13 protein-coding genes and 1 tRNA gene are annotated in these 17119 nt (G+C 72.5%); 1 reads left to right on the top strand and 13 read right to left on the bottom strand.

Annotation, left to right across the window (positions count from 1 at the left end; genetic code table 11):
- Positions 1-2 precede the first annotated feature (2 nt).
- The 13 genes from MF605_RS02750 to rsmI all read right to left on the bottom strand — a co-directional run bounded on the left by MF605_RS02750 (position 3) and on the right by rsmI (position 15374).
- Positions 3-983 (bottom strand): ribose-phosphate diphosphokinase, encoded by a 981-nt coding sequence (locus MF605_RS02750; protein ID WP_036340441.1) that lies wholly within the window; start codon positions 981-983, stop codon positions 3-5.
- A 116-nt stretch (positions 984-1099) separates the two neighbouring features.
- Positions 1100-2128 carry a nucleotidyl transferase AbiEii/AbiGii toxin family protein gene (locus MF605_RS02745; protein ID WP_242821232.1) on the bottom strand — a complete coding sequence of 343 codons (1029 nt, stop codon included), beginning with the start codon at positions 2126-2128 and terminating at the stop codon, positions 1100-1102.
- On the bottom strand, positions 2115-2684 hold the full coding sequence (locus MF605_RS02740; protein WP_020627445.1) for a type IV toxin-antitoxin system AbiEi family antitoxin domain-containing protein: 570 nt from the start codon (positions 2682-2684) through the stop codon (positions 2115-2117). Before MF605_RS02740 ends, MF605_RS02745 begins: the two co-directional genes overlap by 14 nt.
- Before the next feature lie 85 nt (positions 2685-2769).
- Positions 2770-4263 (bottom strand): bifunctional UDP-N-acetylglucosamine diphosphorylase/glucosamine-1-phosphate N-acetyltransferase GlmU, encoded by a 1494-nt coding sequence (glmU, locus tag MF605_RS02735; protein WP_134416342.1) that lies wholly within the window; start codon positions 4261-4263, stop codon positions 2770-2772.
- A 37-nt stretch (positions 4264-4300) separates the two neighbouring features.
- Positions 4301-4372, bottom strand: a tRNA-Gln gene (locus MF605_RS02730).
- A gap of 64 nt (positions 4373-4436) precedes the next feature.
- Positions 4437-5930, bottom strand: coding sequence for a sugar transferase (locus MF605_RS02725; RefSeq protein WP_134416340.1), 1494 nt, complete (start codon positions 5928-5930; stop codon positions 4437-4439).
- A 141-nt stretch (positions 5931-6071) separates the two neighbouring features.
- On the bottom strand, positions 6072-7913 hold the full coding sequence (locus tag MF605_RS02720; RefSeq protein WP_134416338.1) for an ABC-F family ATP-binding cassette domain-containing protein: 1842 nt from the start codon (positions 7911-7913) through the stop codon (positions 6072-6074).
- 65 nt (positions 7914-7978) lie between these two features.
- On the bottom strand, positions 7979-8947 hold the full coding sequence (locus MF605_RS02715) for a 4-(cytidine 5'-diphospho)-2-C-methyl-D-erythritol kinase (RefSeq protein ID WP_134416336.1): 969 nt from the start codon (positions 8945-8947) through the stop codon (positions 7979-7981).
- A complete protein-coding gene (rsmA, locus tag MF605_RS02710; protein WP_098093431.1) occupies positions 8944-9867 on the bottom strand; it encodes a 16S rRNA (adenine(1518)-N(6)/adenine(1519)-N(6))-dimethyltransferase RsmA in 924 nt (307 codons plus the stop codon). The genes MF605_RS02715 and rsmA overlap by 4 nt, the downstream gene beginning before the upstream one ends.
- A 60-nt stretch (positions 9868-9927) precedes the next feature.
- Complete coding sequence (locus MF605_RS02705) at positions 9928-11748, bottom strand: ABC transporter ATP-binding protein (RefSeq protein ID WP_242821231.1); 1821 nt, start codon at positions 11746-11748, stop codon at positions 9928-9930.
- A 24-nt stretch (positions 11749-11772) separates the two neighbouring features.
- Positions 11773-12726: a TatD family hydrolase gene (locus tag MF605_RS02700; RefSeq protein ID WP_134416332.1), complete on the bottom strand. Its 954-nt coding sequence runs from the start codon at positions 12724-12726 to the stop codon at positions 11773-11775.
- A 119-nt stretch (positions 12727-12845) separates the two neighbouring features.
- Complete coding sequence (locus tag MF605_RS02695) at positions 12846-14333, bottom strand: NAD-dependent succinate-semialdehyde dehydrogenase (RefSeq protein WP_036316357.1); 1488 nt, start codon at positions 14331-14333, stop codon at positions 12846-12848.
- Between the two features lie 183 nt (positions 14334-14516).
- Positions 14517-15374, bottom strand: coding sequence for a 16S rRNA (cytidine(1402)-2'-O)-methyltransferase (gene rsmI / locus MF605_RS02690; protein WP_134416330.1), 858 nt, complete (start codon positions 15372-15374; stop codon positions 14517-14519).
- Positions 15375-15470: 96 nt separating this feature from the next.
- Here rsmI and MF605_RS02685 point away from each other — a divergent pair, with 96 nt between their 5' ends.
- Positions 15471-17084, top strand: coding sequence for a dolichyl-phosphate-mannose--protein mannosyltransferase (locus MF605_RS02685; protein WP_134416328.1), 1614 nt, complete (start codon positions 15471-15473; stop codon positions 17082-17084).
- Positions 17085-17119: the final 35 nt, after the last annotated feature.

Here is a 17119-nt window from a genome sequence, read left to right as displayed (position 1 = left end):
GGTCAGGCGACGCCGTCGAAGAGGCTGGTGACCGAGCCGTCCTCGAAGACCTCGCGGATCGCGCGGGCGATCAGCGGGGCGATCGAGAGCACGGTGAGGGTCTCGAAGCGCTTCTCCTCCGGGATGGGCAGGGTGTTGGTCACCACGACCTCACGGGCGCCGCACTCGCCGAGACGCTGGGCGGCCGGGTCCGAGAACACCGGGTGCGTGGCGGCGATGATGACGTCCTTGGCGCCGGCGTCCTTGAGGATCTGCACGGCGCCGGCGATGGTGCCGCCGGTGTCGATCATGTCGTCGATCAGCACGCAGACGCGGCCCTCGACGTCCCCGACCACGGTCTTGGACTCGGCCTTGTTCGGAACGGTGAGGTCCCGGCTCTTGTGCACGAAGCCCAGCGGCACGCCGCCCAGGCGGTCCGCCCACTGCTCCGCCACGCGCACGCGACCGGTGTCCGGGGAGACCACCGTGACCTCCTCGCCCTCCACGCTGGAGCGGATGTGGTCCGCCAGCAGCGGGATGGCGAACAGGTGGTCCACCGGGCCGTCGAAGAAGCCCTGGATCTGGGCGGTATGCAGGTCCACGCTCATCACGCGGGAGGCGCCGGCGGTCTTGTACAGGTCCGCCACGAGGCGGGCCGAGATCGGCTCGCGGCCGCGGCCCTTCTTGTCCTGGCGGGCGTACGGGTAGAACGGCGAGACCACTGTGATGCGGCGGGCGGAGGCGCGCTTCATGGAGTCCACCATGATCAGCTGCTCCATGAGGTGGTTGTTCAGCGGCGCCGGGTGCGACTGGATGATGAACACGTCCTTGCCGCGCACCGACTCGCCCGAGCGCACGTAGATCTCGCCGTTTGCGAAGTCGTAGGCGCTCATGGGGAGCAGCTCGGTGCCCAGCTCCTCGGCGATCTCCTGCGCGAGCTCGGGGTGGGCGCGGCCCGTGGCCAGCACCAGTCGCTTGTCCTCGCTGCGGCTCAGCTCCGTCATGACGTCCTCATCATCCTTCGTGGTTGCACGTTCCATGCCCGGCGGCGGCGCGCGGCCGACGTCCAGCGGGCCGCCTGAGGGGCCCGGTCCTCGCACCCATCCTAGGGCGCGCGGGGTCAGCCCTGAGCGCCGGAGCCCTCGGCGCCGGCGGCCCGCGCGATCCTTGTGATCAACGACTCCAGCCAATCCGCCGCGTCGGACACGCGCGGCTGCAGGAGCCTGGCCTGTCCCTCCGCACCCACTCGTGTCTCCTCCAGCGCATCCAGGTACCCCTGCTCGAGAGTCCGGACGTGAGCGACCGGAGGCGGCCACTCATGCGGTGTGTGTCCTGCCGCAGTCCGGCCGGGTGACCGAAACATGAAAGTACGGCTGACGAGATCTGCGAGCAACGGGATGTCGACACCACCCTCGGCCTCCGCCCCATGCCAGAGCAACTGGATGTCCACGAGATCGTGGCCTCGCGTCTGATGTGGATCCGTGACGGCATGGATCTTCTGTGCGAGCTGCTGCTCGACAGCCATCACGGCCACAGACCGCGGTGTTCCACATCCCAACGCGGTGACCGCCTCCGCGACCTGGGGTGCCACGACCTCGACTGGCTGCGCCAGCGTGCTGCCCTCGAGTTCGTCGCGCCCGATCTCGATCGGGACCGACACCCAACTTGTCCTCGCGGAGAGAAAATGCAGGGTCACCTTCGCTCGTGACAGGACGTAGGGATCGGGCACTCCGAGAGGCTCCGCAGGATCGTCCTCATGCACCGTGCCGAAGAAGGCCACCCGGGTCGCAGCCGGGTCGGCCTTGAGTTCTCTCTTGCTCCCGGGCGCGGCCCCCCATCCCCGGTCGACGAACCCGGTCAAGTCCTTCAGCGCCTGCTGGGGATCGCGAGCCAGTAGATCGAGATCCCGGGTCGCCCGCGTCCCGGTGGCTCCATGTCGGAGTCGAACGCCATTTCCACCCTTGACTACGACGCCTTCCGGCAACATCTGCGCCACGATCACTGCTCCCAGCAACCGGCGCGCCCGGTCCACCGGAACGCCCATCGCGTCAGCGATCGCCTCCAGTCGACGGTTGAGTTGGCCTTCGCTCCTGGGCGCACCTCGAGCTCCCAGATCGCCCAGGCCCACGACCACGTCATCGACCGCCACGATGTCCACCGTTCTGCCGCGCCTCCAGGTCCTTCTTCAAGCTCCTCGCCTCGCCCACCGTGAGCAGCCCGCGCGCGCGGGCCTCCTCGATCGCAGCGGCGACGCGCTCGAGAGGGATGCGGTCGAGTGCCTCACGAAGGGCTTGGTTGATCGTGAGGCCTCGCACGCCGCCGTGAAAGGTGAGGTCCTCGTCGCCCGGCGGGGGACGGCGTCGTGTCACTCGTACATGCGCGCGCGGCGAGCCGCGGTACCGCCTCGTCACGCCCACCCGTACGACGGAGGGATCGACCAGGGCGAGGTCGTACAGTGACAGCACTGCGTCCCAGTCCAGGAATGCATCTTCACCGCCCGTGGCCACGGCCTCCGCCGCGTCCGTGAACCGGTCGCGGGGAACCTGGCGATGGAGGTACACCCCGTGGGCCAGCCTCCGCAGAACGCCGCGCTGGGCGAGCTTGCGGACCTCGACGGCGGGCACGCCCGCCTCCTCCGCTTCCGTAGTGGTGATGACCCCGTGGTTCCCCGCAGCCACGTCCCACAGATCGTCACGATACGTCACGGGATCACCACCTCATCTCTGGTGTCACAACCGTACCGGAATCGGTACGGTTGTGACACGCCGACCTCTTGTCGGGCGCGCGGGGTCAGCCCTGAGCGCCGGGGCCCTCCGCGCCGGCGGCCCGCGCGGCCTCGGCCGAGGAGGTGCCCGGGCGCTTGGCGGGCACCCAGCCCTCGATGGTGCGCTGCGCCACGGCGTTCAGGGCCAGGGCGCCGGCTGGGACGTCGTCGCGGACCACCGCGCCGGCACCGGTGTAGGCGCCGTCGCCCACCGAGACCGGGGCCGTGAACACCGTGTTCGAGCCGGTGCGTACGTGCGCGCCGATCACGGTGCGGTGCTTGGCGACGCCGTCGTAGTTGGCGGTGATGTTGCCGCAGCCGATGTTGGTGTACTCGCCGATCTCGGCGTCCCCGGCGTAGCCCAGGTGGGAGAGCTTGGCGCCGCGGCCCACGGTCACGTTCTTGGTCTCGTAGAACGCGCCGATCTTGCCATCCTCCCCCAGCACCGTGCCCGGGCGCAGGTAGGTGAACGGGCCGACGGTCGCACCCGCGCCGATCACGGCCTCCGTGGCGTCGGTGCGCTTCACCACGGCGCCCTCCCCCACCTGCGTGTCCGTGAGGGTGGAGTCCGGGCCGACGACGGCGCCCGTGGCCACCGACGTCGCCCCATGCAGCTGGGTGCCGGGCTTGAGCGTGACGTCCGAGGCGAGGGAGACGGTGACGTCCACCCACGTGGAGGACGGGTCGACGACCGTGACGCCCTCCTTCATCCAGCCGCGCAGCACGCGGTCGTTGAGCTGGCGGCCCAGGTCGGAGAGCTGCCGGCGGTCGTTGGCGCCCTCGACCTCCCACACGTCGTCTGTGCCCACGGAGGCGACGCGGCCGCCCTCGGCGCGGGCCATGCCGAGCACGTCCGTGAGGTACTTCTCGCCCTGCACGTTGTCCGTGGAGATCTCCGGCAGGGTGCGGCGCAGCAGGGCGGCGTCGAAGGCGTAGATGCCGGAGTTGACCTCGCGGATCGCCACGAAGGAGTCGTCCCCCGTGGACTCGGCGTGGGCGAGGGCGTCCTTGTGCTCCATGATCCGCTCCACGAGGCCCTCGGCGTCGCGGACGATGCGGCCGTAGCCGGTGGCGTCCTCGAGGGTGGCGGTGAGCACGGTGACGGCGTTGCCGTCCGCCTCGTGGTCCGCGACGAGGCGGGCGAGCGTCTCCGGGGTCAGCAGCGGGACGTCGCCGTAGGTCACCACGACGGTGCCCTCGATGTCCGCGGGCAGGGCGGCCAGGCCCAGCTCGACGGCGCGGCCGGTGCCCGGCACGTCGTCCTGGTCGGCGATCGCCAGCGCGTCGATGCCCAGCTGGGCCGCCACCGTCTCGAGGTGCTCGGCCACGCGGGCCCGCTCGTGCCGGACCACGGCCACGAGGTGCTCCGGCGCGAGCGACCAGGCCGCCGCGAGCGCGTGGCCCACGAGGGAGCGCCCCCCGATCGCATGCATGATCTTCGGCGTCGTCGACTTCATGCGGGTGCCCTGGCCCGCGGCCAGGACGATCACGGCGGAGGGACGGGCGGACGGCTGGGACATGGGGGCTCCTGCACCGGTGGGGGTCAGCGGACGGGGGTTCCGCCCCTAGGATTCGAACCTAGACCGCACGGCTCCAAAGGCCGGCGTGCTGCCATTACACCAGGGCGGAGCGCCGGACCCCAGGGGGCGGCGACGACGGCCCATTCTTCCACACGGGTCGCGCGGATCCGGGGTCAATAGGCGCCGTCGGCGGCGATCACGGCCTTGACGGTCCGCCCCAGGATCACGAGGTCGCCCAGGATGGACCAGTTCTCCACGTAGTAGAGGTCCAGGCGGACCGCCTCCTCCCACGGGAGGTCGGACCGGCCGGAGACCTGCCACAGCCCCGTGATGCCGGGCTGCACCAGGAAGCGGCGGTGCACGTACTGCTCGTAGGCCTCGACCTCGTGCGGCAGGTGGGGCCGCGGGCCCACGAGGGACATGTCCCCCCGCAGCACGTTCACGAGCTGGGGCAGCTCGTCGATGCTGGTGCGGCGGATGAGCTTGCCGACCCGGGTGATGCGCGGGTCGTCCTTCATCTTGAACAGCACGTCCGCATCCCCGCCGTCCGAGACGAGCCGCTGCCGGATCTCCTCGGCATCCACCACCATGGAACGGAACTTGAGCATGGTGAACGGCCTGCCGCCGAGACCGATGCGCTCCTGCCGGAACAGCACCGGCCCGCCGTCCGTGGCCTTGACCGCGATCGCAACGGCGACCAGCAGCGGCGAGATGGCGATCAGGCCCAGACCCGACGCGACGACGTCGAACGCCCGCTTGGCGAACGCCTTGCCCTCGGAGAGGCGCGGGGTGGAGAGGTGGATGAGCGGCAGACCCGCGAGGGGCTGCGTGTGGAGGCGGGGTCCGGCGACGTCCACGAGGGCGGGTGCCATGATCAGGGAGACGCCGCGCTCCTGCAGCTCCCAGCCCAGTCGGCGGACGTCCGAGGGGACGAACGGGTGGCCCGAGGTGATCACCACGGCTTCGACGTCGCGCTCCTCCACGTGGGCGACCACGTCCTCCACGGTGTCCAGGTCCGTGGAGACCGGTATCGGGAGGTAGTCCTCCTGCCGGGTCTTGTATCCGGGGAGGGCCGCCGCCACGGGGGCGTATCCGGCGCCGGCCTCGGAGTCGAGGGCCTCGAAGATGTGCCGGACGGCCTTCGGGCCGCCGACGAGCAGGAGCCGTCGCCGGAACCTGCCGCGGTGTCGCTGCCGCGCCACCCACCCGCGCACGAGGAACCGGCCCAGCAGGAGCAGGAGCACGCCCAGCGGCAGAGCCAGGCCCACGTAGCCGCGCGCCACTTCGAGACCTGCCGCATAGGCGAGGATCGCGACGGTGCCGAAGAGGTACAGGGTGGCCTGCAGGACCCGCTTGTACTCCTCGGTGCCCACCCCCAAGATCCGGATGTCCCGGGAGCCTTGGATGGTCAGCGCGAGCACCCAGGCCGCGCTCAGCGCGAGGCTGATGACGCTGTAGTCGACGAGTGCGGCGCCCGGGAGGGTGGTGCGCCGCGGTCCGCCGAAGCGGAGCTGGGCCGACACGAAGGTGGCGAGCAGGACCGCGACCACGTCCACGACCAGGACGAGTCGCGGAAGGCCTCGCTCCCAGGGCCGGCCCAGGACACGACCGCGGGCGGTCGAGCCCATGCGGAGCGCGGTCGACTCGTCACCGGGGCTCGCGAACACGCTCTGCTCCTCCGTCCTGACGCGGGGGGATGGTCCACGTCATGTGGGCCGGGCAGGGTGCCGTGCCCCGGCCCCCGATTATAGGACGGAAATTGTGAATGGCTGTGACGGCCGCCGCACCCTCCTGTGCGCGCCCGCCCGTCAGTCTCCTTCGGCGAGTTCAGCGGCCTGCAGCCACTCCTCCTCCAGGACGTCCAGCTGCGCGTCGAGGTCCTTCAGGTCGGCGGAGGCCGCGGTGAGGGCGTCGAAGTCCTGCGCCTGCCCCAGCTCGGCCATCCGCGCCTCGAGGCCGGACCTCCGGTCCCGGAGCCGGGTCATCTGCTTCTCGAGCCGGGCCATCTCCTTGCGGGCCAGCCGACGCTCCGCCTCGGTGGGCCCGGTGTCCTCCTCCGGCCCGCCCATGCCCGCGCACGTCCCGACGACGTCGTTGCGGCCCCGAGCTGCGCCGGCTCCCCGGGCCGGGCCGCCGGCCTCGTCCATCGCGGCGCGCAGCTCGAGGTACTGATCCACCCCGCCGGGCAGGCCGCGGACCTTGCCGTCCCCGAGCAGGGCGACCTGGTGGTCGGTGACGCGCTCGAGCAGGTAACGGTCATGGGAGACCACCACCAGGGTCCCCGGCCACCCGTCCAGCACGTCCTCGACGGCGGCCAGGGTGTCCGTGTCCAGGTCGTTGGTCGGCTCGTCGAGCATGAGGACGTTGGGCTCGCCCACGAGCAGGCGCAGCAGCTGCAGGCGCCGGCGCTCGCCGCCCGAGAGCTCGGAGACCTGAGTCCACTGCCGGGAGGTGCCGAAGCCGAGCATCTCGAGCAGCTGGCCGGAGGACATCTCGCGGTCACCGACCTGGAAGGACGAGCCTTCGCGGGCCATGACTTCGGCGACGCGCAGGTGGGCGACGTCGTCGAGCTCCTTCACGTCCTGGGTGAGGGTGGCCGAGACCACCGTCTTGCCGCGCTTCACCCGCCCCGAGTCCGGGGCGATGCGGCCGTCGAGCAGGCGCAGCAGGGTCGACTTGCCGGCACCGTTGACGCCGACCACGCCGAGCCGCTCGCCGGGCGCCAGGCGCAGGGTGACGTCGTCGAGGATCGGCTTCTCCCCCAGCGTCAGGCTCACGTGCTCGAGGTCGAGGACGTCCTTGCCGAGCCGGGCCGTGGCCATCTTCGCCAGGGACACCGAGTCGCGCGGGGCGGGGACGTCCTCGATGATGGCGTTGGCCGCCTCGATGCGGAACTTCGGCTTGGACGTGCGCGCCGGGGCGCCACGGCGCAGCCAGGCGAGCTCCTTCTTCACCAGCTGCTGACGCTTCTGCTCCGTCACCGCCGCCTGCCGGGAGCGCTCCGCGCGCGCGAGCACCCACGCCGCGTAGCCGCCGTCGAACGGGTCCACCGTGGCGTCGTGCACCTCCCACGTGCGCGTGCAGACCTCGTCGAGGAACCACCGGTCGTGGGTGACCACCACGAGGCCGCCGTCGGTGGGGCGCCAGCGCTGCGTCAGGTGGCGGGCGAGCCACGCGACGCCCTCGACGTCCAGGTGGTTGGTGGGCTCGTCGAGGAAGAGGACGTCGTCGTCCCCGGCGAGCAGACGGGCCAGGGCCACGCGACGGCGCTGGCCGCCGGAGAGGCCCCGCACGGACTGCTCCAGGTCGAAGCCGTCGAGGAGACCGCCCAGGACGTCCCGGGCCTTGGGGTCCGAGGCCCACACGTGGTCGTCCACGTCCCCGACCACGGCCTGACGCACGGTGTGCTCCGGGTCGAGCCGGTCCTGCTGGTCCAGCACGCCCACGCGGACGCCGCCGCGACGGGTGACGCGGCCCGTGTCGGGTTCCTGGAGGCCGGCGAGGATGCGCATGAGGGTGGACTTGCCGTCGCCGTTGCGGCCCACGAGTCCGATCCGGTCCCCCTCATCCACGCCGAGGGAGAGGCCCTCGAGGACGGTGCGGGTTCCGAAGGCGATGCCGATGTTCTCGGCGCCGAGCAGGTGGGCCATGGAGGGAGTGGTCCTTTCCGGACGGAGGAGGGGTGGTCAGGGGCGGCGGGGTGCGCCGCCGGGCGTCACAGCACGTGGGCGCCGGGCACGGGGCCGTGGACGGGGAGGGCGCGCACGCCCGTGCGCTCCTCGATGGCCGAGGCCAGCCGCAGCGCGGAGGCCTCGTCCTGCGCCACGAAGAGCAGGGTGGGGCCGGAGCCGGAGACCATGCCGCGCAGCGCGCCTTCGTCCAGACCGAGGTCGAGGACGTCCGAGAGTTCGGGGAACAGGACGACGGCCGGGGTCTGCAGGTCGTTGTCCATGGCGGTGGCGAGTTCGAGCGGGTCGGCCGCGGTGAGGGCCCGCAGGACGGCCTCGTTCACCTCCGGGCGCGTCGGCCCGTCGGTCAGGTGGCCCTCCCGGCGCAGCTCGTCCAGGGTCTGGAACACCACGGGGGTGGACAGCCCGGCGTCCGCCGGGACGAGGACGAGGTGCACCGGGGTGCGGGCCGCGACGGGGGTCAGCTCGGCCCCGGTCCCGAGCCCGACGGCGGCGCCGCCCAGCACGCTGAAGGGCACGTCCGCGCCCAGCGGGGCGGCCAGCTCGGCGAGCTCGGCGCGGGTGTGCCCGGTCTCCCACAGGACGCTGCACGCGAGCAGCGCGGCGGCTGCGTCGGCGGAGCCGCCGCCCATGCCGCCCGCGACCGGGACCTGCTTGGCGACCTCGAGGTGGACGCCGTGGCTGTCAGGATCGAGTCCGAGGGTGTGCCTCAGGTGTGCGGCGGCGCGGTGCGCGAGGTTGCGCTCGTCCCAGGGCACGTCCTCGGTGTCCACCAGACTGATGTGGCGGCCCGACGGGCCGACGGTGATCCTCCCGTCCGCGCGCGCGATCGCCGTGACGGTCTCCCGCAGGCTGACGGCCAGGTACACGGTGGCCACGGGGTGGTAGCCGTCCGCGCCGGGGGGTCCCACCCGCAGGGACAGGTTCACCTTGCCGGGGGCGCTGACCGTGACGTGCCGGGCCGTGGGGTCGAGGCCGAGGTCCTCCGTCGTCATGCGCTCACCTCCTCCGCCGCACGCCGCGGGCCGTGCTCGGCGATCCGCGCGAAGGCCGCGATGTCCAGGGCCTCGCCGCGGGCGCGCGGGTCCACGCCGGCGGCCACCAGGGCGTCCTCCGCCGCCTGCGGCGACCCCGCCCAGGAGGCGAGCGCGGCGCGCAGGGTCTTGCGGCGCTGGGCGAAGGCGGCGTCCACCACGGCGAAGACCTCCCGGCGGGACGTGCTGCCCGCCGGCGGCTCGCGCCGGGTGAAGGCGACCAGCCCGGAGTGGATGCGCGGAGCGGGCCAGAACACCTGGGTGCCGATGGTGCCCGCCTTGCGCACGTCCGCATACCACGCCGCCTTGGCGGACGGGACGCCGTAGACCTTGGAGCCGGGCCCGGCCGCGAGACGGTCCGCGACCTCCTCCTGCACCATCACCAGGCCGTGCCGCAGCCCCGGCAGGACCGCGAGCGCGTGCAGCAGCACGGGCACGGCCACGTTGTAGGGCAGGTTCGCCACGAGCGCGGTGGGGCCGCCGGCGGCGGCAGCGGGCCGGACCTCGGCCAGTGCCTGCTCGCTCAGCGTCATGGCGTCCGCGTGCAGCACCGCGAGGGCGTCCTCGGCCCCGGGGCGGAACTCGGCGGCGGTGCGCGGCAGGCGGGCGGCGGTGACCGGGTCGATCTCGACGGCGGTGACGGCGGCGGCCGCGTCCAGCAGGCCGAGGGTGAGCGAGCCCAGTCCGGGGCCGATCTCCAGCACGTGCTCGTCCGCGGTCACGTCCGCGGCCTGCACGATGCGCCGGATCGTGTTCGGGTCGATCACGAAGTTCTGGCCCCACTGCTTGGTGGGACGCAGGTCCAGCTCGGCGGCGATGCGCCGCACGTCCGCGGCGCTCAGCAGCGGGGCGGGGGCGGGGTGCGGGGAGGGCTGGACCATGCCCGCGAGTCTATCGGGGCGCCGGACGGGGTAGCCGGGACGCAGCGGCGCGGGGTCCGCTCAGGTGGAGAGGTCACCGAGCCGGACGAGCTCGCGGAACTCGGGGCTCGTCTCCTGCAGCCCGGCGAACGTGCCCTGGCCGATGATCCGACCGTGGTCCATCAGCACGATCTGATCGCAGCGCTTGACCGTGGAGAGACGGTGGGCGACCACGATGACCGTGATCCGGCCGCGCAGCGACTCGATCACCTCGGTCACCCGGCGTTCCGTGAGGTTGTCGAGGGCCGACGTCGCCTCGTCGAGCACGAGGAGGCGGGGGCGCCGGAAGAGCGCGCGCGCGATGCCCAGGCGCTGGCGCTGGCCGCCGGAGACGCCCACGGCCCCTTCGCCGATCACGGTGTCCAGGCCGTCGGGGAGCTCGTCCAGCCACTGGCCCAGCTGGGCTTCGCGCAGCACGCGCTCCACCTCGGCCCGGTCCGCCGTCTGGGCGGCCTCGACGTCCAGGAGCACGTTGTGCAGCACCGTCCCGTTGACCACGGTGACGGACTGCGGGACGAACGCCACGTTGTCCCACCAGCCGCGCGGGTTGGCCTCGAGCTCCACCCCGTCCACGTAGACCCCGCCGCGCTGGGCGTGGTGGAAGCCGATGACCAGGTCCACCAGGGTGGTCTTGCCGGCACCGCTGCCGCCCACGAAGGCGTACGAGGAGCCGAAGGGGATGCGCAGGTCGATGTCGCGCAGGACCGGCTCGGTCTTGCCGGGGTAGGTGAAGGACGCGTCCCGCACCTCGATGGCCTCCTCGAACGTGATGCGTTCGTAGGGCCGGTCCGCCGCGTGCAGGACCGGCTGCGCGGCGGCGAGCTCCGCCGTCGTGCGCTCGAAGGCCGGCCAGGACGTGCGGATCTCGTTGGTGGTGGCCATGAGCGCCGCCATGGACGGCAGCACGCGGAAGCCGGCCATCGCGAGCAGGGCGAGCGAGCCGAACGCCTCCCCGCCGCGGCCCTGGATGAAGGCCACGGCCACGAGCGCCGCGATGGCGGCCACGAAGGCGACCTCGAGCACGTAGCGCGGCATCATCGTGAGGATCATCTTGAGCCGCGTGGCTTCGGCGCTCTCCATGCGGGCCGCGCGGTACTCCTCCATGAAGGCCGAGTCGTTGCCGCGGATCTTCACGTCCTTGTAGTTCTCCAGGCCCTGCAGCGCCGCCGTGTTGGCCCGCTCCCCCGCGGTCACCAGGGTCCAGCCCAAGCGGGAGGCCGGGCGGCGGATCACGGTCTTGATCACCCAGGCGACGGCGAGGAAGTACAGGGCCATCCCGAGCCCCGTCAGCGGCATGGAGACGCCCACCACGACCGCCACCGCGACGAGCGTCACGGCCTCCGTGAGGAACGTGACGGACGCGTTCACCACGCCCGTGTACGCCATGCTGGAGGTGCCGGTGACATTGTTGACCAGGGTGCCCACAGTGCGCGTCAGGTGCAGGCCGTAGTCGGCCCGCAGGTAGTAGCGCAGCAGCGTGGCGGACGTGCGGATCAGGTTCTGGTTGGTGAACCCCATGGTCCACCAGCGGAACGCGAGCACCAGGATCGCCTTGAGCAGGAAGGCCAGCACGATCACGACGGCGAAGGCCACCGTCTGCTCCGGCACCGTCACGGCCCCGAACCGGGCCAGCAGCCCTTCGAGCGCCGGGGAGCCCAGCTCCCCCGAGGTCAGCAGGCTGACCAGCGGGAGGATCGAGGCGAGCGCCACCATCTCGAGGCCGGCCACGAGGAGGGACCCGAGGACCACGAACACGAGGCGGATCCGCATGGGGCGGTCCACCAGGTACTGCGTTCCCTCGGGCAGCCGGGCTTTGAGGAGTCGGGTCAGCACGTCGTCCATCCTAGGGGCCGGGTCTGGATCGGCTTAGAACGAGCCGTACACCCGGGCGGTGTTCTCACTCACCGCGCGGGCGAGGGCGTCCACGTCGTCGCCGCGCGTCTCCGCCATGCCCCGCAGGGTCAGCGGGATCAGGTAGGGCGCGTTGGGGCGACCCCGATGCGGATGCGGCGTGAGGAAGGGCGCGTCCGTCTCCACGAGCAGCAGCTCGGCCGGGGCGATCCGCAGCGCCTCGCGCAGCTCGTCGTTGGCCTTGAAGGTGACGGGACCGGCGAAGGACATGTGCCAGCCGTGCTCGGCGCACGTGCGGGCCAGATCGGGCCCGCCGGAGAAGCAGTGGAACACCACGTGCGGGGGCAGCCCGCCGTCGGCCGCCTCCTCGAGCAGGATCCGGACGACGTCGTCGTGCGCGTCCCGGTCGTGGATCTGCAGGGCCGTGCCGAGTTCGCGGGCGAGCCGGATGTGCCGGCGGAAGGACTCCTGCTGCGCCGCGTGGCCGGCCTCGTCCTGCGTCCGGAAGTAGTCGAGGCCCGTCTCGCCCACCGCACGCACGCGGGGGTGGCGGGCGAGCTCGGCGATCTCCGCGAACGCGTCCTCGAACTCGTCGCGCTCGGCCAGGCGGGCCGCGTCGTTGGGGTGCAGCGCCACGGCGCCGAGCAGGCGGGGCTCGGCCTCGATCGCCGCGATCGTGAACCGGGCCGAGGCGACGTCGCAGCCCACCTGGACCGCCCCGGTCACGCCCACGGCCTCCGCCGCGTCCATCGCCTGGTGGACGTCCACGCGGACCAGGCCGTCGCGGAAGTCGAGGTGCGTGTGGTTGTCCACGACGGGCACCGGCAGCGGCTCCGGTGCGGGCGGGTACTCGAGACGACGCTTGCGGCCCGACTTCTCCTCGCGGGCGTCCCGGCGCGGGCCGCCGTCGTCGTCCGGATGCGGGGCGGGGGCGCGGTAGGCGAGGGGGGTCTCGGATGCGTGGGCCATGCACCCCACTCTAGGGAGCCGAACCCGGGCTCCCGACACGCCTCGGGGGCGGTATCGGGTGGTATCCACGTCGGATACCACCCGATACCGCCCCCGGAGGACACGGCGCGGCGAAGAGGTCAGGCCTTCGTGGCCGCCCACGGGTCGGCGATGCCGATGTACTGCACCGAGGTGTACTCCTCGATGCCCTCGGCGCCGCCCTCGCGGCCCAGGCCCGACTGCTTCACGCCGCCGAACGGCGCGGCCGGGTTGGAGATGACGCCCACGTTGTAGCCCATGAGGCCGAACTCGATGCTCTCGGCCACGCGGTACATCCGGGCCTGATCCTTCGTGAACACGTAGGAGGCGAGGCCGTACTCGGTGTCGTTGGCCATCTCGATGGCCTCCTCCTCGGAGGAGAAGGTCACGATCGGGGCCACCGGGCCGAAGATCTCCTGCTGGAGGATCGGGTTGCCCTTCTCCACCTTGATCGCGGTCGGCGCGTAGAAGTAGCCGTCGCCCTCGATCTTGTGGCCGCCGGTGAGCACCTCGCCGCCGGCCGCCACGGCGTCCTGGACGAGCTGGTCGATGTCGTCGCGCGCGCCCTCGTCCACGATCGGGCCGAGGGTGGACTCCGGGTCGGTGCCGCGCAGGGGCTTGAGCGCCTCGAGCTTGGCCACGAACTTCTGCGTGAACTCCTCGGCCACGTCCTCGTGCACGAGGAAGCGGTTGGCGGCGGTGCAGGCCTCGCCCATGTTGCGCATCTTCGCGGCGAAGGCGCCCTCGACGGCGGCGTCCAGGTCCGCATCCTCGAAGACGATGAGCGGGGCGTTGCCGCCGAGCTCCATGGAGGTGCGCAGCACGTTGTCCGCCGCGTCCTTCATGAGGCGCACACCGACCGGGGTGGAACCGGTGAAGGACACCTTGCGCAGGCGCCGGTCCTGCAGGATCGGGCTGGAGATCGACGAGGCGGAGGAGCCCGCCACGACGTTGAGCACGCCCTTGGGCAGGCCGGCCTCCTGCATCACCTGCGCGAACAGCTGGGTGGTCAGCGGGGTCAGCTTGGCGGCCTTGAGGACCATGGTGCAGCCAGCGGCGACGGCGGGGCCCACCTTGCGGGTGGCCATGGCCAGCGGGAAGTTCCACGGGGTGATCAGCAGGCACGGGCCCACCGGGCGGTGGTGCACCTGCATGCGCAGCGTGCCCTCGGGCACGGTCAGGGTGCGGCCGTAGTGGCGGCCGGCCTCCTCCGAGAACCAGCGCAGGAAGCCGTTGCCGTACGTGACCTCGCCGCGGGCCTCGGCGAGCGGCTTGCCCATCTCGAGGGTCATCAGCAGCGCGAAGTCCTCGGCGCGCTCGTTGATCAGATCGTAGGCGCGGCGCAGGATGTCGGCGCGCTCCTTGGCCGGGGTGCGGGCCCAGTCGGCCTGCGCGGCGCAGGCGGCGTCGAAGGCGGCCATGGCGTCGTCGGAGTTCGCGTCCTGCAGGCTCGCGATGACCTTGCCGGTGGCCGGGTCCTTCACGTCGAAGGTCTTGCCGGAGGAGGCATCTCGCCACTCGCCGTCGATCAGCAGGCCGGTGGGGACGGACTCCAGCAGCGCCTTCTCGCGCTCAGCGGTCACGGTCATGATGCACCTCTTTCGGGGTCGGTGGTCGGAGGCGGCGCGCCCCGCGTCCCTCAGGGGAACGGGTGGACGGGCACGGGTATTCCGACGCCGTCCGGCGGCGGTCGGCAACGGCTCCACGGCTGATCCTAGCCAGGCCCCGGGGCCGCGCCATCGCGCATGAGCATCTGTGTAGCCGGGGACGTGTCAGCCCCGGGCCGCGAGCACCGCCTGGTAGAGCTCCCGGCTCCGCATCCCGTGGGCTCCGGCCACCGCGGCCACGGCCTCCTTCAGCCGGGTGCCGGACTCCACCAGCACCGCCACCTCGGCGACGGCGCCCGCCTCGGACGCCTCGCCCTCGGCGCCGGGCGCGGGCGGCCCGATCACCAGCACGATCTCCCCGCGGATCCCCTCCCCCGCGTGCCGCTCCGCAGCCCAGGCATGCACCTCGACCGCGGTGCCGCGCACCACCTCCTCGTGCAGCTTGGTGAGCTCGCGGGCCACGCACACCGGCCGCTCCGCACCGAGGACCTCCACGACGACGGCCAGCGCGTCCGCCAGACGCTGCGGCGACTCGAAGGCGACCACGGTGCGGGCCTCGGTCAGCAGGGAGGTGAGCCATCGCCGTCGTTCCCCGTCCTTGCGGGGGACGAAGCCGTCGAAGGCGAACCGGTCCGTCGGCAGGCCGGACAGGGCGAGCGCGGTGGTCACGGCGGAGGGGCCGGGCGCGCAGGTCACGGGCAGCCCTGCGGACACCGCGGCCGCCACGAGCCGGTACCCCGGGTCCGAGACCGTGGGCATGCCCGCGTCCGAGACCACCGCCACCGTGGCACCGCCCCGCACCTGGTCCAGCAGCCCCTGGGTGGAGGCCGCCTCATTGTGCTCGTGATGGGCCACCACCCTGCCCGTCGGGGTGACGCCCAGTCCGGCGCACAGGCGCCGCGCGGTCCGGGTGTCCTCGGCGGCGATCACGTCCGCCTCCGCCAGCAGCTCACGCAGGCGCGCGGACGCGTCCCCGAGGTTGCCGATGGGGGTGGCGGCCAGGACGATGCGGCCCTCGGGCATGGGACGACCTTTCGACGGACGGACGGCTGCCCCGAGCCTACGGCCCCGGTCACCGTGCACGTCTCGCCGTCCACCTGTCCCCCTAGCATGGAACCCGTGCCCGCCACCGCCCTCGCCCCCCGCCCCGCCGCCGTCGCGGTCGACGACGGCCCCTTCGGCGTCGCCGCCCTGCGCGCCCGCCTCGGGGTGAGCGCGGCGCCCCTGACGCGGTGGCACTGGATCCTGCCGCTGCTGGTCACGGTGATCGCCGGCGTGCTGCGGTTCACGAACCTGGCCCACCCGGACCAGCTGATCTTCGACGAGACCTACTACCCCAAGGACGCCTACTCCCTCCTGGAGTCCGGCTACGAGCGGCGGTGGGACGAGGACGTCAACGACGCGTTCGCGCGCGGCGAGGCAGAGCCGCTCGAGGGAGCCGCCTACGTGGTGCACCCGCCGCTGGGCAAGTGGCTGATCGGCCTGGGCATGCTCGCGTTCGGCCCGGACAACGGGGTGGGCTGGCGGTTCAGCGCCGCGGTGGCCGGCACGCTGTCCGTCCTGCTGGTCGCCCTCGCCACGCAGCACCTGCTGCGCTCGGTGTCCCTGGGCGCGGTCGCCGGGCTGCTGCTGGCCGTGGAGGGCCACCACCTGGTGATGTCCCGCATCGGGCTGCTGGACATCTTCCTCTCGTTCTTCGTGCTCGCGGCCTTCGCCGCGCTGCTGGCCGACCGCGTCCACGGGCGGCGGCTGCTCGCGGAGCGGATCGCCCACGACGTCGCCCGGTTAGGACGCGACGCCCTGGCCAGCGGGCCGTGGCTCGGCTGGCGCCCGTGGCGACTGCTCGCAGGCGTGCTGCTGGGCGCCGGCTGCGCCGTGAAGCTCTCCGGGCTGGCGTTCATGGCGGCCTTCGGCCTGCTCACGGTCCTGTGGGACATGTCCGCGCGCCGGACCGCCGGGGTGCGGCACTGGGCGTGGGCCGGCGTCGAGAAGGACGGCCTGTACGCGTTCGGGGCCGTGGTGGGCGGCGGCCTGGTCGCCTACCTGGCCTCGTGGACCGGCTGGTTCGTCACGGAGGGCGGCTACTACCGGGACTGGCACCGGGACAACCCGCCGGAGGGCCTGCTCGCCGGGCTGGTCCCCGGTCCGCTGCGCTCCCTGTGGCACTACCACGTGGAGTCCACGACCTTCCACCAGGGCCTCACCAGCCCCCATGACTACGCCGCCAACCCGTGGACCTGGCCGTTCATGGGCCGGCCCGTGAGCTACTACTACGAGGGCGCAGAGCCCGGCGAGGGGATCTGCCCGGCGGACGCCGCGGGCGCGTGCTCGGCGGCCATCACGGACATCGCCAACCCGTTCGTGTGGTGGACGGGCCTGGCCGCCGTCCTCGTGTGCGTGTGGCTGCTGGTGCGCCACCGGGACTGGCGGGCCGGCGCCCTGCTCTGCGCCTACGTGGCCGGGCAGCTGGTGTGGTTCCTGTGGCCCGAGCGGACCATGTTCTTCTTCTACACGATCGCCTACGAGCCCTTCCTCGTGATGATGATCGCCCTGGCGCTCTCGCTGCTGCTGCGGCCGGGTCGCCGGCCCGGGCCCCGCTGGGGCTCGGCCCTGGTGCTGGCGTACGTGACGATCGCCGTCGCCGTGTCCCTGTTCTTCCTGCCCGTGTGGATCGGCGACGTCATCTCGTACGACCAGTGGCGCTGGCGGATGTGGTTCAGCAGCTGGATCTGACGGCCGCGTCGCGGGCGCGGGTGTGCCCGAATGCG

This window comes from Micrococcus luteus (genome assembly GCF_022664405.1).
Classification (GTDB): Bacteria; Actinomycetota; Actinomycetes; order Actinomycetales; family Micrococcaceae; genus Micrococcus; species Micrococcus luteus.
Note: the sequence above shows the minus strand (reverse complement) of the source record. Positions and strands in the feature narration are given on the sequence as shown.